General features: G+C 71.1%; 20 protein-coding genes. 16 read left to right on the forward strand and 4 right to left on the reverse strand.

What is annotated here, in order from left to right:
* Positions 1–137: 137 nt before the first annotated feature.
* The 4 genes from guaB to ABXJ56_RS10165 all read left to right on the forward strand — a co-directional run bounded on the left by guaB (position 138) and on the right by ABXJ56_RS10165 (position 4,397).
* Positions 138–1,640 (forward strand): IMP dehydrogenase, encoded by a 1,503-nt coding sequence (gene guaB, locus ABXJ56_RS10150; RefSeq protein ID WP_353999548.1) that lies wholly within the window; start codon positions 138–140, stop codon positions 1,638–1,640.
* Positions 1,641–1,694: 54 nt separating this feature from the next.
* A complete protein-coding gene (locus tag ABXJ56_RS10155; RefSeq protein ID WP_353999549.1) occupies positions 1,695–2,339 on the forward strand; it encodes a TMEM175 family protein in 645 nt (214 codons plus the stop codon).
* A 16-nt stretch (positions 2,340–2,355) separates the two neighbouring features.
* Positions 2,356–3,474 (forward strand): GuaB3 family IMP dehydrogenase-related protein, encoded by a 1,119-nt coding sequence (locus ABXJ56_RS10160; RefSeq protein WP_354000000.1) that lies wholly within the window; start codon positions 2,356–2,358, stop codon positions 3,472–3,474.
* A gap of 77 nt (positions 3,475–3,551) precedes the next feature.
* Complete coding sequence (locus ABXJ56_RS10165) at positions 3,552–4,397, forward strand: SURF1 family protein (RefSeq protein WP_354000001.1); 846 nt, start codon at positions 3,552–3,554, stop codon at positions 4,395–4,397.
* A 35-nt stretch (positions 4,398–4,432) separates the two neighbouring features.
* Here the strand turns inward: ABXJ56_RS10165 and ABXJ56_RS10170 are convergent, their stop codons facing one another.
* Entirely contained in the window at positions 4,433–5,311 is an 879-nt protein-coding gene (locus tag ABXJ56_RS10170; RefSeq protein ID WP_353999550.1) for an AraC family transcriptional regulator, read from the reverse strand.
* An 86-nt stretch (positions 5,312–5,397) separates the two neighbouring features.
* Between ABXJ56_RS10170 and ABXJ56_RS10175 the strand changes: the two genes are divergently transcribed.
* From ABXJ56_RS10175 to ABXJ56_RS10200, 6 genes are all read left to right on the forward strand, one after another.
* Positions 5,398–6,189: an SDR family NAD(P)-dependent oxidoreductase gene (locus tag ABXJ56_RS10175; protein WP_353999551.1), complete on the forward strand. Its 792-nt coding sequence runs from the start codon at positions 5,398–5,400 to the stop codon at positions 6,187–6,189.
* Between the two features lie 159 nt (positions 6,190–6,348).
* Positions 6,349–6,879: a DUF3817 domain-containing protein gene (locus ABXJ56_RS10180; RefSeq protein WP_353999552.1), complete on the forward strand. Its 531-nt coding sequence runs from the start codon at positions 6,349–6,351 to the stop codon at positions 6,877–6,879.
* Entirely contained in the window at positions 6,876–8,456 is a 1,581-nt protein-coding gene (gene guaA / locus ABXJ56_RS10185) for a glutamine-hydrolyzing GMP synthase (RefSeq protein ID WP_353999553.1), read from the forward strand. The genes ABXJ56_RS10180 and guaA overlap by 4 nt, the downstream gene beginning before the upstream one ends.
* Positions 8,453–9,919, forward strand: a complete 1,467-nt coding sequence (locus ABXJ56_RS10190) for a glycosyltransferase (protein WP_353999554.1) — start codon at positions 8,453–8,455, stop codon at positions 9,917–9,919. Before guaA ends, ABXJ56_RS10190 begins: the two co-directional genes overlap by 4 nt.
* An 87-nt stretch (positions 9,920–10,006) precedes the next feature.
* On the forward strand, positions 10,007–11,566 hold the full coding sequence (crtI, locus tag ABXJ56_RS10195; RefSeq protein WP_353999555.1) for a phytoene desaturase family protein: 1,560 nt from the start codon (positions 10,007–10,009) through the stop codon (positions 11,564–11,566).
* The gene (locus tag ABXJ56_RS10200; protein ID WP_353999556.1) at positions 11,563–13,008 is read left to right on the forward strand and encodes a carotenoid oxygenase family protein; all 1,446 of its coding nucleotides are present in this window, start codon (positions 11,563–11,565) and stop codon (positions 13,006–13,008) included. Before crtI ends, ABXJ56_RS10200 begins: the two co-directional genes overlap by 4 nt.
* On the opposite strand, the gene ABXJ56_RS10205 is transcribed toward ABXJ56_RS10200, so the two are convergent.
* Positions 12,990–13,703 carry an MBL fold metallo-hydrolase gene (locus ABXJ56_RS10205; protein ID WP_353999557.1) on the reverse strand — a complete coding sequence of 238 codons (714 nt, stop codon included), beginning with the start codon at positions 13,701–13,703 and terminating at the stop codon, positions 12,990–12,992. The two genes, ABXJ56_RS10200 and ABXJ56_RS10205, sit on opposite strands and share 19 nt — an antisense overlap.
* Positions 13,704–13,782: 79 nt before the next feature.
* Between ABXJ56_RS10205 and ABXJ56_RS10210 the strand changes: the two genes are divergently transcribed.
* The gene (locus ABXJ56_RS10210; protein ID WP_353999558.1) at positions 13,783–14,328 is read left to right on the forward strand and encodes a TetR/AcrR family transcriptional regulator; all 546 of its coding nucleotides are present in this window, start codon (positions 13,783–13,785) and stop codon (positions 14,326–14,328) included.
* Here the strand turns inward: ABXJ56_RS10210 and ABXJ56_RS10215 are convergent.
* The gene (locus tag ABXJ56_RS10215; RefSeq protein WP_353999559.1) at positions 14,318–16,297 is read right to left on the reverse strand and encodes an alpha/beta hydrolase; all 1,980 of its coding nucleotides are present in this window, start codon (positions 16,295–16,297) and stop codon (positions 14,318–14,320) included. The genes ABXJ56_RS10210 and ABXJ56_RS10215 overlap by 11 nt on opposite strands.
* A 111-nt stretch (positions 16,298–16,408) precedes the next feature.
* Entirely contained in the window at positions 16,409–17,335 is a 927-nt protein-coding gene (locus tag ABXJ56_RS10220; protein ID WP_353999560.1) for a Bax inhibitor-1/YccA family protein, read from the reverse strand.
* A gap of 136 nt (positions 17,336–17,471) precedes the next feature.
* Here ABXJ56_RS10220 and ABXJ56_RS10225 point away from each other — a divergent pair, with 136 nt between their 5' ends.
* The 5 genes from ABXJ56_RS10225 to ABXJ56_RS10245 are packed head-to-tail and all read left to right on the forward strand — an operon-like array spanning position 17,472 to position 21,554.
* Positions 17,472–18,518: a glycerophosphodiester phosphodiesterase family protein gene (locus ABXJ56_RS10225; protein ID WP_353999561.1), complete on the forward strand. Its 1,047-nt coding sequence runs from the start codon at positions 17,472–17,474 to the stop codon at positions 18,516–18,518.
* Between the two features lie 4 nt (positions 18,519–18,522).
* A complete protein-coding gene (locus ABXJ56_RS10230) occupies positions 18,523–19,605 on the forward strand; it encodes an ABC transporter ATP-binding protein (RefSeq protein ID WP_353999562.1) in 1,083 nt (360 codons plus the stop codon).
* Positions 19,602–20,705 (forward strand): ABC transporter permease, encoded by a 1,104-nt coding sequence (locus ABXJ56_RS10235; RefSeq protein WP_353999563.1) that lies wholly within the window; start codon positions 19,602–19,604, stop codon positions 20,703–20,705. The genes ABXJ56_RS10230 and ABXJ56_RS10235 overlap by 4 nt, the downstream gene beginning before the upstream one ends.
* A gap of 31 nt (positions 20,706–20,736) precedes the next feature.
* Positions 20,737–21,252 carry a metallophosphoesterase family protein gene (locus tag ABXJ56_RS10240; protein WP_353999564.1) on the forward strand — a complete coding sequence of 172 codons (516 nt, stop codon included), beginning with the start codon at positions 20,737–20,739 and terminating at the stop codon, positions 21,250–21,252.
* Positions 21,249–21,554, forward strand: coding sequence for a biopolymer transporter Tol (locus tag ABXJ56_RS10245; RefSeq protein WP_353999565.1), 306 nt, complete (start codon positions 21,249–21,251; stop codon positions 21,552–21,554). The genes ABXJ56_RS10240 and ABXJ56_RS10245 overlap by 4 nt, the downstream gene beginning before the upstream one ends.
* Positions 21,555–21,577: the final 23 nt, after the last annotated feature.

The following is a 21,577-nucleotide window of genomic DNA, read 5'->3' on the forward strand; positions in this document are numbered from 1 at the left end:
TGGGAGCGGTGCCGCGCGAGCAGAGTGCATGGGCGCGACGCGCCGGGAATACGGTTCGTGCGCCGACGTTAGAATCGTCAGCACGGCCCGCGCACGCGCGCGAGCGTGCCCGCGATGCCCCCGAGCGCAGGAGAACCATGGATCAGCACGACCCCTTCGGCTTCGTCGGTCTCACCTATGACGACGTGCTGCTCCTGCCCGGGCACACCGACGTCATCCCCAGCGAGGCCGACACCTCGTCGCGGGTCACGCGTCGCATCACCGTGGCCACGCCGCTGATCTCCAGCGCGATGGACACCGTGACCGAGGCGCGCATGGCGATCGCGATCGCCCGCGAGGGCGGCCTCGGGATCATCCACCGCAACCTCGCGATCGCCGAGCAGGCGTCGATGGTCGACCGGGTCAAGCGGAGCGAGTCGGGCATGATCACCGACCCGATCACGACCACTCCTGACGCCACGATCGAGGAGGTCGACGCGCTCTGCGCGACCTACCGGATCTCGGGCCTGCCGGTCGTCGACGCGGACGGCATCCTCCTCGGCATCATCACCAACCGCGACATGCGCTTCGTCTCCGGCTTCGAGCGCCAGACGACGAAGGTGCGCGACGTCATGACCCGCGAGGGTCTCATCACCGGCCGCGTGGGCATCGGCGCCAATGAGGTGATCGCCCTGTTCGCGCAGCACCGGGTCGAGAAGCTGCCGCTGATCGACGACGCCGGGAAGCTGGCCGGACTCATCACCATCAAGGACTTCGACAAGAGCGAGAAGTACCCCCTCGCGACGAAGGACGAGCACGGACGCCTGCGCGTCGGCGCCGCCATCGGCTTCTTCGGCGACGCGTGGGAGCGTGCCGAGGCGCTGCGCGACGCCGGCGTCGACGTCCTCGTGGTCGACACGGCCAACGGCCAGTCGGCGGGCGTCATCGACATGGTCCGCCGCATCAAGGCGGACGCCTCCTTCGCCCACATCGACGTCATCGGCGGGAACGTCGCCACCCGCGAGGGCGCGCAGGCGCTCATCGACGCGGGAGTGGATGCCGTCAAGGTCGGTGTCGGGCCGGGCTCCATCTGCACGACCCGCATCGTCGCCGGTGTCGGCGTTCCCCAGGTCACCGCGATCTGGGAAGCCTTCCAGGCGGCGCGCGAGTCCGGCATCCCGGTCATCGCCGACGGCGGACTGCAGTACTCGGGCGACATCGCCAAGGCGCTGGTCGCCGGAGCCGACACCGTCATGCTCGGCTCGCTCCTCGCCGGCACCGACGAGTCGCCGGGCGAGATCGTCTTCCAGGGCGGCAAGCAGTTCAAGCTCTACCGCGGCATGGGGTCGCTCGGGGCGCTGCAGACCCGTGGGAAGAAGACCTCCTACTCGAAGGACCGCTACTTCCAGGCCGACGTGCCGAGCGACGACAAGCTGATCCCCGAGGGCATCGAGGGGCAGGTCGCCTACCGCGGCCCCGTCTCGGCGGTGGCCTACCAGCTCGTCGGGGGCCTCCGGCAGTCGATGTTCTACGTCGGCGCCCGCACCATCGACGAGCTCAAGGCGAAGGGCCGGTTCGTCCGGATCACCGCGGCGGGCTTGAAGGAATCGCACCCCCACGACGTGCAGATCGTCGTCGAGGCGCCGAACTACAAGCGCTGATCCGCGCGGGGCGCCGGGTGTCGCCGCGACGACGAAGGCCCCTACGCTGACCTCATGGCGAAGAACCCCGACGATCCGTCGATCATGTCGACGGCGCGCACCGAGGCTTACTCCGACGCCGTCTTCGCCATCGCGGCGACCCTCCTGGTCCTCGACCTGACCACCGCGACCATCGGGCGGGTCACCACCGACGCGGAGCTGTGGGCGGCCCTCGGCGCGATGATGCCGAACTTCATCGCCTTCGGTGTGAGCTTCGCGCTGCTCAGCATGCTGTGGGTGATCCACGCGCGCCAGTTCCGCGACATCGCGCGGGTCGACGAGCCGCTGCTGTGGCTGAACAACGCCCGGCTGCTCTTCATCGTGCTCATCCCCTTCACCACGTCGCTGACCGCCGAGTACTCCGAGTACTACGCCGGTCGGATGCTGTTCCCCATCAACTTCTTCTTCGCCGCGCTCATGGGGTTCCTCTCGTGGGAGTGGGCCTCCCGCGGCGGGCGCCTGCTGCGCGAGGGCATCGCCGATGCCCGTGCGCAGGGGGTGGGTGGGCGCGCGGCCGTCATGATCGCCGCGGTCGTGGCGGTCATCTCGCCGTGGGTGGGTTCGTGGGCGTTTTTCCTCTACTTCCTCAACGGCCCGCTCACGGCCCTGCTCTCCCGCCGCACGCGCGGGCCCCGCGATGTCGTCGGGGGCGCCGGGTAGGCTGGAGGGCGTGACCATGGAGATCGAGATCGGCCGCGCCAAGCGCGCCCGTCGCGCGTACACGTTCGACGACATCGCCGTGGTGCCCTCCCGGCGCACACGCAACCCCGAGGATGTCTCGACGGCGTGGTCGATCGACGCCTTCCAGTTCGACATCCCGGTGCTCGGCGCCCCCATGGACTCCGTCGTGAGCCCGCGCACCGCCATCATGCTCGGCCAGCTGGGCGGCCTCGGCGTCCTCGATCTCGAGGGCCTGTGGACCCGCTACGACGACCCCGAGCCGCTGCTGGCCGAGATCGCGGGCATGGAGAAGTCAGCGGCGACCCGTCGCATGCAGGAGCTGTACTCGCAGCCCGTCCGTCCGGAGCTCGTCCGCGACCGCCTCGCCGAGATCCGCGCCGCGGGCGTCACCGTCGCCGGGTCCCTCACCCCCCAGCGCACGCAGGAGCTGTACGAGACGGTCGTCGCCGCCGGGGTGGATCTCTTCGTGATCCGCGGCACCACGGTGTCGGCCGAGCACGTCTCGAGCGTCGACGAGCCGCTGAACCTCAAGAAGTTCATCTACGACCTCGACGTCCCCGTCATCGTCGGCGGGGCCGCCACCTACACCGCGGCCCTCCACCTCATGCGGACGGGCGCCGCGGGCGTCCTCGTCGGCTTCGGCGGGGGCGCGGCATCCACCACCCGCGCGACCCTCGGCCTCCACGCCCCGATGGCGACGGCGGTCGCCGACGTCGCCGGTGCGCGACGCGACTACCTCGACGAGTCCGGCGGACGCTACGTGCACGTCATCGCCGACGGTGGTGTCGGGACCTCCGGCGACATCGTCAAGGCCCTCGCGATGGGAGCGGATGCCGTCATGCTCGGCGTCGCGCTCGCCCGCGCCACCGACGCGCCGGGTCAGGGCTACCACTGGGGTCCTGAGGCCCATCACCCCAAGCTCCCGCGCGGTCGCCGCGTCAGGGTCGACCAGGTCGCGCCCCTGGAGGAGATCCTCTACGGCCCCGCCCCGGTCGCCGACGGTACGGCGAACCTGATCGGCGCGCTGAAGAAGTCGATGGCCACGACCGGCTACTCCGACCTGAAGGAGTTCCAGCGCGTCGAGGTCGTCGTCGCCCCCTACGGAACCGGATGAGCGCGACCCGCACCCCGGACGCGCCGCCGGCCGAACCGGGCGACGTGGAGATCTTTCCGCCGACCCTCCGCGAGGTGATGCTGCGGCCACAGTGGATCGCCCTGCTCGTGCTGTGCCTCGTCATCGCGGGGATCTTCGCCTGGCTCGGACAGTGGCAGCTCTCCCGTGCCATCGACACCGATCCACCGCCGCCGGGAGCCACCGAGCAGGTGCAGCCGCTCGACGAGATCAACCAGCCGGGCGAGTACCTTCCCGAGCCGTTCGTCGGCCAGCGCGTCGAGACGCGCGGATCGTGGGTGCCCGGCGATTTCCTCGTCGTGTCCTCACGCTTCAACGGCGGCGTCGAGGGGTACTGGGTGACCGGCCAGCTGCGGCTCGCCGACACCGCCGTCCCCACCTCGATCGCGGTGGCGGTCGGCTGGGCTCCGGATGCCGCCATCGCGCAGCAGGCGGTCGTCGCCCTGAACGACGCCGCCGCGGCATCCGAGGGAGAGGTCGTCGACATCACGGGGCGCCTCATCTCCGACGAGGGCCCGGCGCTCCCCGACAGCGGCGAGGACCCGCAGACGATCACGCGGATGTCGCCCCCCGCGCTCCTCGCGCAGTGGAGCGACACCGACGGGCTCGCGGTCTACCGCTCGTTCATCGTCGATGACCTGGCCGCTCCAGGACTCGTCGAGATCGACTCGCCGGCGCCCGAGGCGTCGTCGCCGGTCAACTGGCTGAACATCTTCTACGCGCTGGAATGGGCGATCTTCGCCGGCTTCGCCTTCTACCTCTGGTACCGCCTCGCCCGCGACCAGTGGGAGAAGGAGCTCGAAGACCTCGAGGACGACCCCGAGGGTGCTGACCCCGAGGGTGACGCTTCGGTGGCGCCTTCCGGCGGTTCCGAGCCCCCCGCACCCGCATCACGGCGCCACTGAACGGGAGCAGGAGGTTTCGGCGGGCGGGTGCGGTGTCACCCGCGGGACATGCGCCGCAGATCCTCGCTGGGCGGCACCTGGTACGCCGCGCGGTAGTCGCGAGAGAAGTGCGCCGCGCTGAGGTAGCCCACGGCCGACGCCGCGTGCGATGCCGATCGGCCTTCGGTCAGCAGGACGCGACGCGCTTCACCCAGGCGGAGTCGCTTGAGATAGCGCATCGGGGTGAGCCCGGTGATGTCGCGGAATCGTCGAGTCAGAGTCGCGGTGCTGACATGGCAGAGGGCAGCCACGTCATCGATCGTCCATGAGCGTGCGAGATCAGCCGTGAAGTGATCGATGGCTGCCGAGACCGAGTCCGCGTGCGCGTGTTGTGCTGCGGCGTGCAGACGTGGCGCTTGATCGCTTCGCATCAATCGCAGCGTGAGTTCCCGGGTGATCAGCGGAAGCAGGACCGGGGCATCCTCCGGAGCGTCGAGCAGGCCGATAAGCCGGTCGACGGCGTCGGCGATCTCGGCTGTCGTCGCTCCCAACCGATCGGGCGGTGCACTTCGAGTGTCCCGCGGAAGCGCACCGGAGACCTCTCTGACGACGGCGGGGTCGAGCCGCCAGTTCAGCGAGAGGAAGTCGCCCTCTTCGCCCACCTCGATCACGCGGGCGATCACGGGCAGGTTGACCGGGGTGATCAGAAAGCTTTCCGGGCCCCACTCCGTCTCGAGGGCGTCCGGGTCGAGCGTGCGCTTGCGACCGTGGAGCACCATTGCGAGGCAGGGCGGGTACCGCACGAACATCATCGGGGTCGGCGCTGTTGTGCGCCCGAGCGTCACCGCAAGCGCATCTGCGCGGGCAGGGTTGCCGATATGGCGGCGAGCCTTGTCGGCAGCACGCTCGATAATCGCCGACGTGCGAGCATCCATTCGACCATTCAATCCCAGACGGTTTCCGTCAAGGTCGTGCCGACGAGGATCAAACCGCCCGTCTTCCACCGCGGAAGTCTGGAACAATGACGCTCACCTCCTCTTCTCTCACCCCTTCCCGCGACGACCGTCTCTCCGGTCGGACAGCGATCGTCACCGGCTCCTCCAGCGGGATCGGTGAAGCGATAGCGCACGTCCTCGCCCTGTCAGGTGCACACGTCGTCGTCCACGGACGGAGTGCGGCGCGCGCCACGGCCGTCGCCGCCGACATCACCGAGCGCGGCGGCAGAGCGAGCGTGGTCACAGGAGATCTCGCCGAGAGCCCTGCCGCCGCACGAGCCTTCGCCGCGCGTGCGGTCGAGGCGCTCGGCGGGCAGGTGGACATCCTGGTGAACAACGCGGGGATCTTCCCGGTCGGCCCGACCGCTGATCTTTCCGACGCGGATGTCGCGGCGCTCCTCGCGACCAACATCCGCGTCCCGCATGACTTGGTGGGCGCTCTCGTTCCCGCCATGGCGGCGCGTGGTGAGGGTGTTGTGGTGAACATCACCTCGTGGATGGCGAACGTGGGAACCCCGGGCGTGGCGCTCTATCCCGCGACGAAGGCCGCGCTGAGCCATCTCACCATGGCCTGGGCGGCGGAGTACGGTCGGCACGGTGTGCGGGTGAACGCCGTCGCCCCCGGCGCCACCCTGACTCCCGGCAACGCGGACGCTGTGGCGATACTCGAGGCGATGACCAGTGGATCGCCGGCCGGCACACCCGGCCGACCGGTCGACATCGCGTTCGCCGTGCGCTTCCTCGCCTCGGACGAATCGGCCTACATCCACGGATCGACGATCGATGTCGACGGAGGGATCATCGCCGCGCGCGTCTGACCCGACGCGTGTCGTCCCGTCCTCGCGGGGTGGGGCGACGTTTCGGTGGCGCCTACCGGCGGGTGCGAGCCCCCCGCACCCGCATCACGGCGCCACTGAACACGCCCAACCCCGTCCGCGGGGGCGGGGCAATACGCGCGCGCGATTAGACTGGGGGGCATGCCCCGCGCCCCCAAACTCGCGTCTTTCCCTGCCATCCGCGGTGCGCTGAAGTTCTACCAGATCGCCTCGATCATCACCGGCGTCGGACTGCTGCTTCTCGTGGCGGAGATGATCCTCAAGTACACGCCGATGCACATCGAACTGTTCGCCGGCGGGTCGGGCGGGTTCCTGTGGTTCGCTCCGGTCATCGCCGGCGCCGACTGCCAATGGTGGTCGCTGTTCTTCCCCAGCACGAACTCGTGCGAGATGATCTCCACCGGCGACGGATTCAACATCTCGCTGTTCATCCTCGTCGCCCACGGCTGGTTCTACGTCGTGTACCTCTTCGCGTGCTTCCGCATCTGGAGCCTCATGCGCTGGCCGTTCCTGCGGTTCATCACCCTGGCGCTGGGCGGCGTCGTGCCGCTGCTGTCCTTCTTCATGGAGGCGCGGGTGGCCCGCGAGGTCCGCCGCTACCTCTCCGAGCGCGAGGCCGCGGCCGCGGCATCCGCGTCGTCCACCGTCCCCGCTTCGGAAGGCACCCGGTGACCGAACAGACCGAGACGTCGCAACGTCCCGTCCTCGTCGTCGACTTCGGCGCGCAGTACGCGCAGCTGATCGCGCGTCGCGTCCGCGAGGCGGGGGTGTACAGCGAGATCGTCCCGCACACCGCCACCGCCGAGGAGATCTCCGCCCGCAACCCCGTCGGCATCGTCCTGTCCGGCGGTCCGTCGTCGGTGTACGAGGAGGGCGCTCCGCGCCTCGACCCGGGCGTGTTCGAGCTCGGGGTCCCGACGCTCGGCATCTGCTACGGCTTCCAGGTGATGGCCCGCACCCTCGGGGGCGAGGTCGCCAACACCGGCCTTCGCGAGTACGGCGCCACCGACGCCACCATCGTCACCGACAGCGTCCTCCTGGACGGCCAGCCGGTCGAGCAGAACGTGTGGATGAGCCACGGCGATCAGGTCTCCGCCGCCCCGGCCGGCTTCACCGTCCTCGCCCGCACGGCCGCGACCCCGGTCGCCGCGTTCGCCAACGACGAGCGACGCCTGTACGGCGTGCAGTGGCACCCCGAGGTCAAGCACTCCGACCACGGCCAGCAGGTGCTGGAGAACTTCCTGCACAAGGCCGCAGGCCTTCCCGCCGACTGGAACAGCGGCAACGTCATCGCCGAGCAGGTGGAGAAGATCCGCGCGCAGGTGGGATCCGGTCGCGTGCTGTCGGCGCTGTCCGGCGGCGTCGACTCCGCCGTCTCGACCGCGCTCGTGCACGAAGCCGTCGGCGACCAGCTCACCGCGGTGTTCATCGACCACGGCCTCCTTCGCAAGGGCGAGCGCGAGCAGGTCGAGAACGACTACGTCGCCTCCACCGGTGTGCGCCTCATCACCGTCGATGCGCGCGAGACGTTCCTGAACGCCCTCGCCGGCGTCAGCGACCCGGAGGAGAAGCGCAAGATCATCGGACGCGAGTTCATCCGTGCGTTCGAGAAGGTCCAGGCCGACCTCATCGCCGATGCGGCGGCCGAGGGCGACCCGATACGCTTCCTCGTGCAGGGCACCCTCTACCCCGACGTCGTCGAGTCCGGCGGCGGCACCGGCACGGCCAACATCAAGAGCCACCACAACGTCGGGGGCCTCCCCGAAGACCTCCAGTTCGAGCTGGTGGAGCCGCTGCGGACCCTGTTCAAGGACGAGGTCCGCGCGATCGGCCGCCAGCTGGGCCTGCCGGAGGCAATCGTGGGGCGCCAGCCGTTTCCGGGGCCCGGCCTCGGCATCCGGATCGTGGGTGAGGTCACCGCTGACCGTCTCGAGATCCTGCGTGATGCCGACGCCATCGCCCGCGCGGAGCTGACGGCGGCAGGACTGGATACCGAGATCTGGCAGTGCCCGGTCGTCCTCCTCGCCGACGTCCGCTCGGTGGGCGTCCAGGGCGACGGCCGCACCTATGGTCACCCGATCGTGCTGCGACCGGTCTCGAGCGAAGACGCCATGACGGCGGACTGGACACGGCTTCCGTACGACGTGCTGTCGAAGATCTCCAACCGCATCACCAACGAGGTGCGAGACGTCAACCGCGTCGTGCTGGATGTGACCTCCAAGCCCCCGGGCACCATCGAGTGGGAGTGATCCCCCCGGAGGGTTCCACCCCTCACGCGTCATTCCCGGATGCCGCATACCTTGTGCTGTCGAGCCGGCTCATCCCCGATCTCGACGGCGGGTTCACCCTGGCGACCCTCGCGCGGGCGCGCCAGCTGGCGGATGCCGGTGTCGCCGGCGGCGCCGGGCCCCTCCTGCTGACGGTGGATCCGGGGACGCCGGCCGAGCACGCGAGGCACCGCGCCGTCTTCGCCGAGCGGGGCCTCGTGCGGCATCCCGAGCGGATGCGGAATCTCTTCGACGAGGCCGCCGATGCGCGCGGGGGCGCGGCGGACTGGCTGCGGCAGGCCGCGCTCACGCCCGCAGCCGATCCGGCGGCCGAGGCCCCCGCCGGCGCGGGGGAGTACCGCACGATCCTCGGAACCGACGGCGCCCCGGTGGTCGGGCTGCCGGTCATCGCCGGCGACCCGGACTGGCACATCTCGACCGCCGCGGTGCGCGTGTACGGAGCGGGCGGTGCCCTCGTCGGCACCCTCGCCGGGTTCGGCGCCCTCTACCGGGCGTGGCTCGACCACGTCGTGGCGGGGGAGCGCGCGCATACCACCGCGACCCCGGCCCAGGTCGTCGTCGTGTGCGAGTCGCGGCAGCTGGGCGAACTCCTCGTCTCGTGGCCCGAGCCGGACGCGCGCATCGTGCACGCCATCCACACGATCCATCTCGAGCCGCCCCACACTCCGGATGCCGCGGTCAACGCGCTGTGGACCCGCTGGCTCGCCGTCGCCGACCGGTTCGACGCGGTGCTGTGGCCGACCGCGGCGCAGCGCACCGATGTCGTGCGCCGGTTCGGTGACGCTCCCGGGTACGTCGTCGCGCCGCACGGGGTAGAGGTCCCTAGCCGAGGCGCGGCCGTCGCGGCCGTCGCGGTCGAACGCGCCGCGAGCCGCGTCGTCATGCTGAACCGCCTCGCCCCGGGCAAGCGCGTCGACCACGCGATTCGCGCGTTCGAGGCCGTGCGCTCCGTGGTCCCGCAGGCCACCCTCGACGTGTACGGCGAAGGAGCCGAGCAGGCGTCCCTGCAGCGACTCATCGACGACCTCGGCCTCGCCCCGTCGGTGCGCCTCCGTGGCCGAACGGACGATCCGGCCGTCGTCCTCGCCGAGGCGACGGTGTTCGTGTCGACGTCCGCCTACGAGGGCCAGGGGCTCGCGCTCGCCGAGGCCCTCGCGACCGGGTGCCCCGTCGTCTCGTACGACGCGCCGTACGGCCCGCGCGAACTCCTCGCTCGGGGAGGTGGCGTGCTCGTGCCCGACGGAGACGAGCGGGCTCTCGCAGAGGCGCTCCTCCGCGTCCTGCAGGATGCCGCCCTCCGCGCGCGACTGTCGGCCGAGGCGGTGACGGCGGCCCGCGCGGTCGATCCCGCGCACGCCGCTGCCGCACTCGCCGCGGCCTGCTCGATGGCGCTCGCACACCCGGCGCGTCGACTGCGGGGCTGATCCCCTATGCCCGGAGGATCCGGCCGGTTCCCCTGAGGTTTTCCTCCGGCCGCCCCGGCGCGCGGATTCCGCCACTAGCATTCCCTCATGCGGGCGGTCGTCGTCGGGTCCGGATTCGGTGGTCTTGCCGCCGCCATCCGGCTGTCCGCCGCGGGTCACGACGTGACCATGCTCGAGAAGCGCGATCGGATCGGAGGTCGCGCCTACCAGTACGACCTCGACGGATTCCGATTCGACGCCGGTCCCACGGTGCTCACCGCGCCGTTCATGTTCGAGGAGCTGTTCGCCCTCGCGGGGGAGACCCTGTCCGATCATGTGACCCTCGTGCCGCTCGATCCCTTCTACCGGGCGTTCGACCCGGACGGGGCTCCCTTCGACTTCCACGCCGACGACGACGCGCTCCAGGCGGAGGTGGCGCGGCGGAGCCCGCGGGATGCCGCCGGCTTCCGCCGCCTGCAGGAGCACATCCACCGCATCTTCGACGTGTTCTACCCGTACACGGAGCGTCCGCTGATGCAGCTGCGCGCCATGGTGCGGATGCTGCCGTACCTCCTCCGTCACGGTGCCGCGCTGGGTGTGCGGCGCGTGGTCGACCGCTGCATCCGCGATCCGTTCCTGCGCCGCACCCTCTCCTTCCATCCGCTTCTGATCGGCGGTGACCCGGCTTCCACTCCTGCGCTCTACGAACTCATCGCCGAGTTCGAACGCCGCTGGGGCGTGCACTACGCCGTCGGGGGGACAGGAGCGCTGGTCGACGCCCTCGGCGCCCTGTTCACCCGCCTCGGCGGCACGACCGTGTGCGACGTCGAGGTCGAGCGCATCCTCGTCGACGACGGCACCGTCCGCGGAGTGCGCGCGCGAGACGGGCGGGAGTGGGAGGCGGATGTCGTCGTCTCCAACGCCGACCCGGGCCACACCTACGGCGAGCTCCTGCAGAAGGAGCCCGTCTCCACCGCACGACGACCGACGTCCCGTCGCCCCGTCGAGCCGAGCATGTCGCTGCACGTGCTGTACTTCGGCGCCGATCGGACATGGCCGTCGTCCCCGCTCCACCACCACAACCTGCTGTTCCGCGGCGACCCCGACCGTGCGCTCCGGCGCGTGTTCGGTCGCTCGGGCAGCGCCCGCCGCGCGGCACCCGACGCCGCCGACGATCTCTTCCTCTATGTGCACGTCCCCACCCGGACCGACGCGAGCGTGGCACCGCCCGGGTGCGAGGCGCTGTACGTCCTGGTCGCATCGCCGCCGCTGCCCTCGCGACCGGAGGGACCGGATGTCGCGGCCACCGTCGACGCCCGTGTGCGCGACCGCGTGCTCGACGTCCTCGACGCCGGCTATCTCCCGGGCCTGCGCGAGCACCTCGTCGTCGAGCACGCCGTCGGACCGGAGCACTTCCGCGACGTGCTGAACACCCCGCGCGGTGCCGCCTTCTCCCTGCGCCCGACGCTGTTCCAGTCCGGCTGGTTCCGCCCGCACAACCGCTCGCCGAAGGTGGACGGCCTCTACCTCGTCGGTGCCGGAACGCACCCGGGCGCCGGCGTCCCCGCGGTCCTCGCGTCCGGAAAGATCGCGGCCACCCTCATCGCCGAGCGCGTGGGTACGGGCACCTCCGCCCGATCGACCCGATCCGCGCGGAGCGCCTCGTGACCACCCCGGACTTCCTCACCCACGGCTTCGGCGACAGCCCTGAGGTCGAGCTCGACGATGTGCCCGTGCGCGGCATCCTTCCGGATTGGCTCGAGGGGACCCTGCTGCGGAACGGTCCGGGCACCTTCCAGGTGGGGGAGCGCCGGTATCGGCACTGGTTCGACGGGCTCGCGATGCTGCACCGGTTCACCCTGCAGGGCGGCCGCGTGTCGTACGCGAACCGGTTCCTCGAGACGAAGGCGTACTCTGCCGCGCGCGACGAGGAGCGCATCGCCTATCCCGAGTTCGCCACCGACCCCTGTCGATCGCTCTTCGCGCGCGCGATGGCGGTGTTCGACCCGCAGGTCACCGACAGTGCCAAGGTCAACATCACCCGCCTTGCCGAGCGCTATCTGGCCCTCGCCGAGACCCCGGTCCAGGTCGAGTTCGATCCCCAGACGCTGAAGACGGTCGGCGTCGACAGCTGGGACACCTCCACCTTCGGGCGGATGACCACCGTGCACCCGCACGTCGACGCCGCACGCGACGAGGCGGTGAACCTCGTGGTCCGCTACGGCGCGTCGAGCCAGTACGTCTTCCGTCGCATCGACCTCGCCGACGGCGGCTCCCTCGGGGGTACGGATCTCGCGACGCGGCGGGTGGCGAAGCCCTCGTACATCCACTCGTTCGGGATGTCGGGTCGATACCTGGTGCTGGCGGAGTTCCCGCTCGTGGTGAACCCCGTCTCCCTCCTCCTGTGGCTCCGCCCGTACATCGAGAACTTCCGATGGGAGCCTCGCCGCGGCGCGCGGTTCCACCTCTTCGACCGCGAAACTGGCTCACATGTGCGCACCCTCCGTGCGCCGGCCTTCTTCGCGTTCCACCACGTCAACGCCTATGACGACGGCGACGACGTGGTGGTCGACCTCGTCGGCTACGACGACGCCGACATCATCGGCGCGTTCTACCTGCACCGCCTCGAGGAGCCGGACGCCCGCATTCCTCCGGGGACGCTCCGGCGCTTCCGCCTGCCCCTGCACGGAGGCGACGGTTCCGTGCACGGGGAGGAGCTCTCGCCCACGGGGATCGAGCTGCCGAGCCTCGACTACGACCGGATGAACACCCGCCCCGACCAGCGGTACGTCTACGGTGTCGGTCTGAGCGGCGAACGAGGCTTCTACGATCAGCTCGTCAAGATCGATTCCGGAGCCCCCGACGGCTCCGGCCGATCGACGAAGATCTGGTCCGAGACCGGGTGCTTCCCGGGCGAGGGCGTGTTCGCCGGCCGGCCCGGACGCGAGCGGGAAGACGACGGCGTCGTCCTGTCGGTCGTCCTCGACGCCGAGCGCGGCACCTCGTTCCTCCTGGTGCTCGATGCCGAGGCGTTCACCGAGGTCGCGCGCGCGGAACTGCCGCACCCCGTGCTCCTCGGATACCACGGCCGCTACGACACGCGCGCCTGAACCTCGTCGATCGCCGCATCGGGGGTGCCGTGCCACGGAGCGCCGTGTCCGGGCAGAATCCACTCCGCATCGATGCCGCGCAGGCGGTCGAGGATCGCGACGGCCTCCGCAGGCTCGTCGGTGAACGGTGCCGGCTGGGGCCCGAGGTCGCCGGTCAGGACGTGCCGTGTCGTGAGCGCATCGCCGACGAAGACGGCGCGGACGGTCTGACTCAGGATCGCCACGCTTCCGGGCGAATGACCCGGGAGGGCGATCACCCGGGGGGCTCCCGGAAGATCGAGCACCTGGTCGTGGGTGAGGTCGGCGGTCTCGGTGACGTAGGCGGTCCGCGCGCCGCCCATCTTCAGGGCGTACGCGGCGAAGGAGGCCAGGGGGAGTGCGCGGAAGCGACCGAGGGGCGTCTTCGGCTTCTCCCCGCCGCGCGCGCGGTCGGCGTCGGCGGGATGAATGTAGATCGACGCACCTGTGGTGCGGCGCAGGCGCTCGGCGAAGCCGAGATGATCGCTGTCGCCGTGCGTGAGGATGATGCCCCGGATGTCGGACAGTGGGCGGCCGAGGATGGCGAGTTCGCGCAGGAGCTCCCGCCAGTGGCCGGGGAGTCCGGCGTCGATGACTGTGATGCCGTCCGGCATGACGATGAGGTACGCGGCGACGATGTCGCTGCCGATGCGGTGGAGGTGCGGTGCGATCTGCATGGGATCTCCGGGTGTCGGTTCAATGATGGCTATGTCTCGTAGCTATGATAGCTACGCGGCATAGCTTTGGAGGAAGATCATGCCCGCTCCTGCTCGGACGACGCGTGCCGACATCGTCGACGCCGCGCGTACCCTCCTCGCGACCGGCGGCGTCGACGCCGTGACGATGGCTGCCGTCGCCTCCCGGGTCGGAATCCGCGCCCCGTCTCTCTACAAGCACGTCCGGGACCGGGAGGAGATGTTGGTGCTCGTCACGGATTCGGCAGTCGAGGATCTCGCGGAGCGCCTGCGCGGCGCCGAGGGGACGCTCCCCGCGCTCGCCCACGCCTACCGCACCTTCGCCGCGGAGAACCCTGAGGCCTTCGCGCTGATCCTGGGCTCCCGCGCCTCGGTGGATCGCCTCGCGGACGCGGCGGCTCCGGTTCTCGCGGCTGTGTCGGCGCTCGTCGGGGATCGCGACGCTCTTGCGGGTGCCCGCCTCCTGACGGCATGGATGACGGGCTTCATCGCGATGGAGCGTGCCGGCGCCTTCCGGCTCGGTGGAGACGTCGAGGCGGCGTTCTCCTGGGGGCTCGACAGGCTCCAGTCCGCCCTGCGCACGCCGGATCAGCCGGTCAGAGCATGAGCAGGCCGCGGGCGAGCAGCCAGAGCGTGAAGCCCAGCGAGGCGACCGCGGACGCGGTGACCGCCATGCGGTGGGCACGGGTTCCCTCTTCCACGATCCACGCCCGCACGACGAGGACCGCCAGGAGGATGCCGGCGCCCGCGGCGACGAAGGGGATGAGCAGGATCGGCCAGACCGCCGGGGGCAGACCGAAGGCGAGGACGAGCGGATCGGTGTTCGCGGCGATCAGGGCGAGGATGCCGGCGTAGAGGAGGTTGCCGCCGGCCGCCACGCTCGCGGCGAGGATCGTTCCCGCGGGGGCATCGCCCGATCGTCGGGAGGCTCCGCGCACGAGGTAGAGACCGGCGTAGACGAGCGTTCCGACGCTCGCGAGAAGGGCGGCCCCGAGGATGGCGAGCGGCACGGGTGCCCGCTGCTGCACGAGGTCGCGATCGGCCCGGAACAGCGCCGTCGTCGGATCGATCTGCGCGGTGGTGAGGAAGGCGGGAGGACGCAGCGACTCGGTGCACGCGGCATCCGGCACTTCGGCGGGGTCCTGCAGGAAGTCCCCGGCGACCCGCGCGGCACAGCTGCGCGTCAGCGACTCCGCGCTCGACCCGGAACCGGTGAGGATGCCGTTTCCGGCGTGGGGGATCCGGACGACCGTTCCGCGCTCGAGACCCTCGGCCGCGGCATCCGACCATGCCGGTGCCGCCCGTGCGTCGTACGTGCCGGCGAGGAGGAGCGTCGGAATGCCGCTCGTGACCCGCTCGGCCTCGCTGCCGTCGCGCGGAGGAACGCCCCACGCTTCGCATTCGGCGACGGCGTCGAGTCCTTCGGCCGCGGTGAACGGCACCTGCTCGGCGCAGGTCAGCGTGAGGTCGAGGCCTTCGCCGGTGGCGGGCAGGGCGTCGAGCCGACGCTGCAGCAGCGGGACGATCGCCTCGGCGTTGCCGGCGGCGAGCTGATCGATGACGAACGGGACCGCGCGGACCGACGCGGCGTCGGCCATCGCCCACCCGAGCGTCCGAGCGATCTCGGCGGCGTCGAGGCGCACCTCCAGCCGCGCGCTGTCGACGGGGGAGACGGCGGTGACAGTGCCAGGGTCGGAGGCGGCAGCCGCGAGGACGTCGCCGAGGGCCGCGTCGAGCCCGGGAGCGCGCTCGCGGCACTCGGACTGGGCGGCACAGGCCTCGGCCACGCTCGCCGCGGCGGCGAGGAACGCCGTCTGCTCCTCGGCCAGGGCATCGACCCCGGGCGGCTGGGCGCCGTCGAGGACGACGGATCGAAGGCCGGCGGGGGCGAAGCGCATCGTCGCCAGGGCCACGCGCGTCGCCTCGTCGGAGGCGTAGAGGTTCCAGCGGTCGTAGCCGAGGGTCGTGCGCAGCTGGCCGAGGTCATCCACCATCGCCCGCGTGGAGTACGCCGCGACGTCGATGCCCTCCTCGGCGAGCCGGTCGCGGCACGCGGTGATGTCGGAGACCCGCGCGCCCTGCGCGGCCGCTCCGGTGACGAGCCGACCCTCCTCGATCACCAGGCCCCGCCCGATCTCGGGGCAGTCCAATGCCGGGCGGGAGAGCTCGGTGCCGCGGTGCGCGACGAGGATCACGTCGCGGTCGCCGACCCAGCGCGCGCCGGTGAAGGTGCGCAGCGCCTGCGCGAAGGCGTCGGCGTCGCCGGTGACCGGCACCACCAGCGGGTCGTCGGAAGGGGTCTCGCTCAGGCTGTCGATGACGATGAGGGGCAGTGCGACGGTGTTCTCCGGGTCGCCGGCACCCCGTTCGGGCACGGTCAGGATGCCGCATGTGAGGCGTGCGCCCTGCCCGTTCGGGACGGGCACCGGGCAGCGGACCTCGTCGATCTCCTCGGTGACGGCGGCAGGCGCCACGACCGTGTCGACCGTGGAGGGCATCCCGGCGGCGGATGCCGCGGGCGCGCCACCGAGTGCCAGAAGGGTCAGAGCGACGGTGGTGCGCAGCAACGCGGCCATTCTGACACTCTAACCAGCGCCGACCGTGCCGGCGGACGCGGGCGGACGACGAAGGGGCCGCCCGGAATGGGCGACCCCTTCGTTCTCGCGACCCGAGGATCGCGCGGGATGTCAGTTGCTGCCGCGGATGATCGCGATCATGCGGAGGATCTCGACGTACAGCCAGACGACGGTGACCATGATGCCGAAGGCCCCGAGCCACGCGTACTGACGCGGGGCGCGGTTGCGGACGCCGCGCTGGATCATGTCGAAGTCGAGCACCAGCGAGTACGCGGCGAGGATCACGACGAAGACGCCGATGATGAGACCCAGCGGGATGCCCATGATCGTGGCGCTGTAGAGGCCGAACGCCTGGTCGGCGGGGAGGACGCCGGTCCACATGAGGACCAGGTTCAGCAGTGCGAAGACCATGTAGCCGATCATCGCGATCATGAAGATCTTGGTGGCCTTCTTCGACGCGCGGATCTTGCCGCTGGCGAACAGGGCGAGGGTGACGCCGACGACGGCGAAGGTCGCGAGCGTGGCCTGGACGACGATGCCGGGGTAGAGCACCTCGAAGAACGCCGAGATGCCACCGACGAAGAGGCCCTCGAATGCCGCGTACGCCCAGATGAGCGCCGGACGGATCTTCTTGCGCGAGGTGAAGATGACGACCATCGACAGGATGAACCCGCCGGCGAGACCGATGAGCCACGGGGCCATCGAGATCTGCTGCGCGGTGTCACCGGTGATCGAAAGGCCGCCGAGGGTCCAGACCCAGCCGACGGCGGCGGTGACGAGGAGGATCGCGAAGAGGCCGACCGTCTTCATGACGGTGTCCTCGACGGTCATGCGATCGGTCTCGGTCGCACCGGCGGTGGGGGCGGCGTACATGCCCTCCAGTCGGGCGTTGGCCGCGGCATCCGTTCCCGCGTGCTGCGCGGTGGCGAACTGCGTGGGACCACCCAGGTTCGCCGCCTGCGCACCACCGGGATAGGTCTGCACGGCCTTCGGGTCCTGGAACGCGGGGTTGTTGAACGCGGGGTTGTTGAGGGCCACTTGCTCTCACACTCCAAAGTCGGGATCTGCTCACAGCGCTGTGCTGTGGATCCACGATATCCGAACGCCGCCCCGAACGCCTTTGTTCCCGCTGGGAGTGCGCTTCGCGCTCGCGGCACGCGGGTACTGTGTGAGCGTGTCGCGACGATCCCGCCCGCTCGTCATCGGCCATCGGGGTGCCCCCGGCTACCGTCCCGAGCACTCGCGGTCCTCGTACGACCTCGCCCTCGCGATGGGGGTGGATGCCGTCGAGCCCGACGTCGTCGTGACACGGGACGGCGTGCTGGTGGTCCGGCACGAGAACGAGATCTCCGGAACCACGGATGTCGCCGACCGGCCCGAGTTCGCCGATCGTCGCGCGCGCAAGCGCGTGGACGGCGACGAGCTCGAGGGGTGGTTCACGGAGGACTTCACCGCCGCCGAGCTGCTGACCCTCCGGTGCCGCGAGCGTATTCCCGGCATCCGCTCCACCAGTGCGACCTTCGACGACGTCCAGCCGGTGCTGCTGCTGCGCGACGTGCTCGATCTCGTGCGGCGCGGATCGCTCGAGGCGGGACGCGAGATCGGCGTGGTGCTCGAGATCAAGCACCCCACCTACTTCGCCGCCCTGGGGTGGGACGTCGCCCGCCTCGTCGCCGACGAGCTGGACGCGGCCGGGTGGGGTGCGGGGCAGCTGCCGTTGACGATCGAGTCGTTCGAGTCCACCGTGCTCGCCGATCTGCGCGATCGCGGGGTGCCGGCGACGTACATCTATCTGCTCGAGGCGTCGGGGAGCCCGTTCGATCTGACCACCGCGCAGGGGAGGGCGGCGCCCACATACGCGCAGACGGTGTCGCCCGACGGCCTCGATGCCCTCGTGGGTTCGGTGGACGGCATCAGCGTCGACAAGCGCATGATCCTCGCTCCCGATCGGCTCGGGCGGGCGACCGGCCCGTCGGCCGTCGTCGCCGACGCGCACGCGCGGGGCCTGCGCGTCTTCACGTGGACGGCGCGGTGCGAGAACGCCTTCCTGATCCCGCAGTTCCGCACGCGCGGCGGCAAGGCCGCGTTCGGCGACTGGGAGGGGGAGTGGGCGCTGCTGGCGGCATCCGGCGTCGACGGAGTGTTCGTCGACCACGCCGACCTCGGAGTGCGCTTCTTCGGCGCGGAGAGCGACGACCTCAGGGACCGCCGCCTAGGGTGAGCGCATGACCAGCGCCGGAACCGCCCCGACCGCCGTCGCCGAGGGGATCGAAGTGACGGGGGTGCGCCGGTCTTTCGGCTCGGTGCACGCCGTGCAGGACGTGACCCTCCACGCCCGCCCCGGGGCCGTGACCGGCCTCGTCGGCCCGAACGGGTCGGGGAAGACGACGCTTCTGCTTATGCTCGCCTCCCTGCTCGCCCCCGACGCGGGCCGGATCCGGCTCGACGGCGTCGACCCGATCGCCGATCCGCACGCGGCGCGCGCTCGCACCGGATGGATGCCGGACGCGCTGGGCGCCTGGGGGACCCTCACCGCTCGTGAGACGCTCGTGATGACCGGGCGCCTCTACGGCCTCACGAAAGCGGATGCCGCGGCTCGCGCCGAGACGCTTCTGCGCGAGGTCGGGCTCGTCCCTCTCGCGGATGCGCCCGCCCGCGTCTTCTCTCGCGGGCAGAAGCAGCGTCTGGGGCTCGCCCGTGCGCTGGTCCATGATCCACGGGTCCTGCTTCTCGACGAACCGGCCTCGGGTCTCGACCCCCAGGCGCGGGTCGAGCTCCGCGTGCTCCTGCGGCGCATGGCGGCCGAGGGCCGGACGATCCTCGTCTCGAGTCACATCCTCTCCGAGCTGGAGGAGGTGGTCGACGACGCGGTCTTCCTCGTCGACGGCCGGAGCGTGGATGCCGAGCGCGTCGCCGCCGCAGCCTCCCGCACCCGCCCGTGGCGCATCCGGATCGCGGGCGACGCCGCCGTCGCCGAATCCGCCGCGGCGAACAGTGCCGCATGGATCGCCGACGTCCTCGGACGGGACGCCGAGAGCGTCACGGTCGATCGCCGGGACCTCCTCATCGCCTTCGCGTCGGAGTCCGAAGCCGCCCAGGCGCTCCGCACCCTCGTCACGGCCGACGTGCCCGTCGTCGAGTTCGCCGCCGCCCAGGGCAGTCTCGAGCGCACCTTCCTCGACCTCGGGGTCGGAAGCGGAGTGGATCCCGTCCGCGACACCGGCGCGGACGGGACCGCCGCGGAGGCCGCCCGTCCGGACGGCGATGCCGCCCCGGATGCCGCCCGTCCGGACGGAGAGACCTCATGAACGCGCAAAGACTCGGCACGATCGTCCGCCTCGAACTGATGCAGCGGACGCGGAGCGTCGCCTGGTACGTGCTGCTCGGCGTCTTCGCGCTCGTGCTCGTGCTGGTGACCGCGCTGTCGTTCCTCGCGTGGGGCGTCGCGCCGCAGCAGGCCGGCTCGGGCGTCTTCTCGACGATCGTCTACATCACGCTGCTGCTGGTCGTGCTCGTCTCTCCCACGCTCAGCGGCAACGCGATCAACGGCGACCGGGAGGCGGCCACGCTCGCGCCGGTGCAGGTGACCCTCGCCACGACCGCCGAGATCTTGCTCGGCAAGTTCCTCACCGCTTGGATCACGGGACTGGCGTTCGTGGCGGTCTCGATCCCGTTCCTCCTCATCGCCACGCTCGCCGGCGGCACATCGGCGGCGACGGTGATCGTGTCGCTCGCGGTCCTGATCGTCGAGATCGGCGTCGTCGCGGCCATCGGGGTGGCCGTCAGCGGCATCCTGGCGCGGCCGCTGTTCTCCGTGGCGACGACCTATCTGATCGTCGCGGCGCTCGTGATCGGCACGATGGTGGCGTTCCTGCTGGTCGGAGCCTCGGTCCGCACCGAGGTCACGAACTCCTACCGGTCGTTCGAATACACGACGGTGGAACCCGACGGCATCCCGCCGTGCTTCCCCGGCGAGGTCTCCACGCCCGGCTACCCGTGCGATGAGGACGCCGAGATCACCTGCGGGCCGTGGCAGACGACGGTCTACGATGCGCCGCGCTTCGACACCGTGTGGTGGATGCTGGCGGCGAACCCCTTCGTGATCCTCGCCGACGCGACCCCGACGACCTTCGATGCGTCGGGGTACCCGGTCGACCTGTTCGGGCAGATCAAGCTCGGCATCCGCTCGGCGCAGCAGGCGCCCGAGACCGAGACGCGCTGGGACGACTGCGCGCCCACACCGCCGACCGATCAGCCGACGCCGGAGGAGATCATCGCCGGGTCGACCCCGAGCTGGTTCGTCGGCCTCGCGCTGCAGATCGCGCTCGCGGCCCTCCTGCTGTGGTGGGCCTGGCGTCGCACGGACACTCCCGCCCGCCGTCTGCCGCCCGGCACCCGCATCGCCTGACGCGGTGCGGACCCGCGGCTAGGGTGAGCGCGTGCCCACCCGTCTGCTCCTCCTCGCCGACACGCACATTCCGGCCCGGGCGCGCGCCCTCCCGGATGCGGTGCGACGAGCAGCGGACGCCGCCGACCTCATCGTCCATGCCGGCGACTGGGTGACGGATGCCGTGCTCGACGACCTCGCCCAGCACGGAGAGGTGCTCGGGGTCTGGGGGAACAACGACGGTCCGGACCTCCGAGCCCGCCTTCCGGAGGTCGCCCGCCGCGACGTCGAGGGTGTCCGGATCGCCGTCGTCCACGAGACCGGTGTGGCGACGGGGCGGGAGGGGCGGATGGACGCCGCGTTCCCCGACACCGACGTGCTCGTCTTCGGCCACTCGCACATCCCGTGGGACTCCTTGACGCCCGCCGGCCTCCGGCTCCTGAATCCCGGCTCGCCCACCGATCGTCGCCGGCAGCCGGAGTGCACGATCATGACTGCCATCGCGGATGCCGGCGTCCTGCGCGGCGTCTCGCTCACCCCGGTCTCCCGTGAGGCGACGAGGGGATGAGCGTCGACGACGAACGCTGGCTCGTCGTGAACGGCCGCCGCTGGCGCCGCACCGACCCCGAGCTCGCTGAGGAGACCGTGCGCGCGCTCACCTCCCACCTCGGTCGCGGGAGGTCCGGCGTGCGCGCGGCGAAGTCCGCCGGTGACGACGATGCTGTCGCGCTCGCCCGGCGTCGTGTGGGGCTGGCCAAACACGGACTGGGGGAGCGCGGCGACCCGTGGTGGGAGATGACGCTCGCAGACCGCCGTCGGCGCGCGGCAGATGCGCTCGCCGAACTCGATGACCTGGACGGCGTGGGCTGACCCGCACTCAGCGGTGATCCATC

The organism is Microbacterium aurantiacum (genome assembly GCF_040532595.1).
GTDB classification, from domain to species: Bacteria; Actinomycetota; Actinomycetes; order Actinomycetales; family Microbacteriaceae; genus Microbacterium; species Microbacterium chocolatum_B.

Excerpts from the sequence above, each read along its gene's own strand:
- guaB (WP_353999548.1), top strand. The coding sequence starts at position 138 with ATGGATCAGCACGACCCCTTCGGCTTCGTCGGTCTCACCTATGACGAC.
- ABXJ56_RS10155 (WP_353999549.1), top strand. The coding sequence starts at position 1,695 with ATGGCGAAGAACCCCGACGATCCGTCGATCATGTCGACGGCGCGCACC.
- ABXJ56_RS10160 (WP_354000000.1), top strand. The coding sequence starts at position 2,356 with ATGGAGATCGAGATCGGCCGCGCCAAGCGCGCCCGTCGCGCGTACACG.
- ABXJ56_RS10165 (WP_354000001.1), top strand. The coding sequence starts at position 3,552 with ATGCTGCGGCCACAGTGGATCGCCCTGCTCGTGCTGTGCCTCGTCATC.
- ABXJ56_RS10170 (WP_353999550.1), bottom strand. The coding sequence starts at position 5,311 with ATGGATGCTCGCACGTCGGCGATTATCGAGCGTGCTGCCGACAAGGCT.
- ABXJ56_RS10175 (WP_353999551.1), top strand. The coding sequence starts at position 5,398 with ATGACGCTCACCTCCTCTTCTCTCACCCCTTCCCGCGACGACCGTCTC.
- ABXJ56_RS10180 (WP_353999552.1), top strand. The coding sequence starts at position 6,349 with ATGCCCCGCGCCCCCAAACTCGCGTCTTTCCCTGCCATCCGCGGTGCG.
- crtI (WP_353999555.1), top strand. The coding sequence starts at position 10,007 with ATGCGGGCGGTCGTCGTCGGGTCCGGATTCGGTGGTCTTGCCGCCGCC.
- ABXJ56_RS10205 (WP_353999557.1), bottom strand. The coding sequence starts at position 13,703 with ATGCAGATCGCACCGCACCTCCACCGCATCGGCAGCGACATCGTCGCC.
- ABXJ56_RS10210 (WP_353999558.1), top strand. The coding sequence starts at position 13,783 with ATGCCCGCTCCTGCTCGGACGACGCGTGCCGACATCGTCGACGCCGCG.
- ABXJ56_RS10215 (WP_353999559.1), bottom strand. The coding sequence starts at position 16,297 with ATGGCCGCGTTGCTGCGCACCACCGTCGCTCTGACCCTTCTGGCACTC.
- ABXJ56_RS10230 (WP_353999562.1), top strand. The coding sequence starts at position 18,523 with ATGACCAGCGCCGGAACCGCCCCGACCGCCGTCGCCGAGGGGATCGAA.
- ABXJ56_RS10235 (WP_353999563.1), top strand. The coding sequence starts at position 19,602 with ATGAACGCGCAAAGACTCGGCACGATCGTCCGCCTCGAACTGATGCAG.
- ABXJ56_RS10245 (WP_353999565.1), top strand. The coding sequence starts at position 21,249 with ATGAGCGTCGACGACGAACGCTGGCTCGTCGTGAACGGCCGCCGCTGG.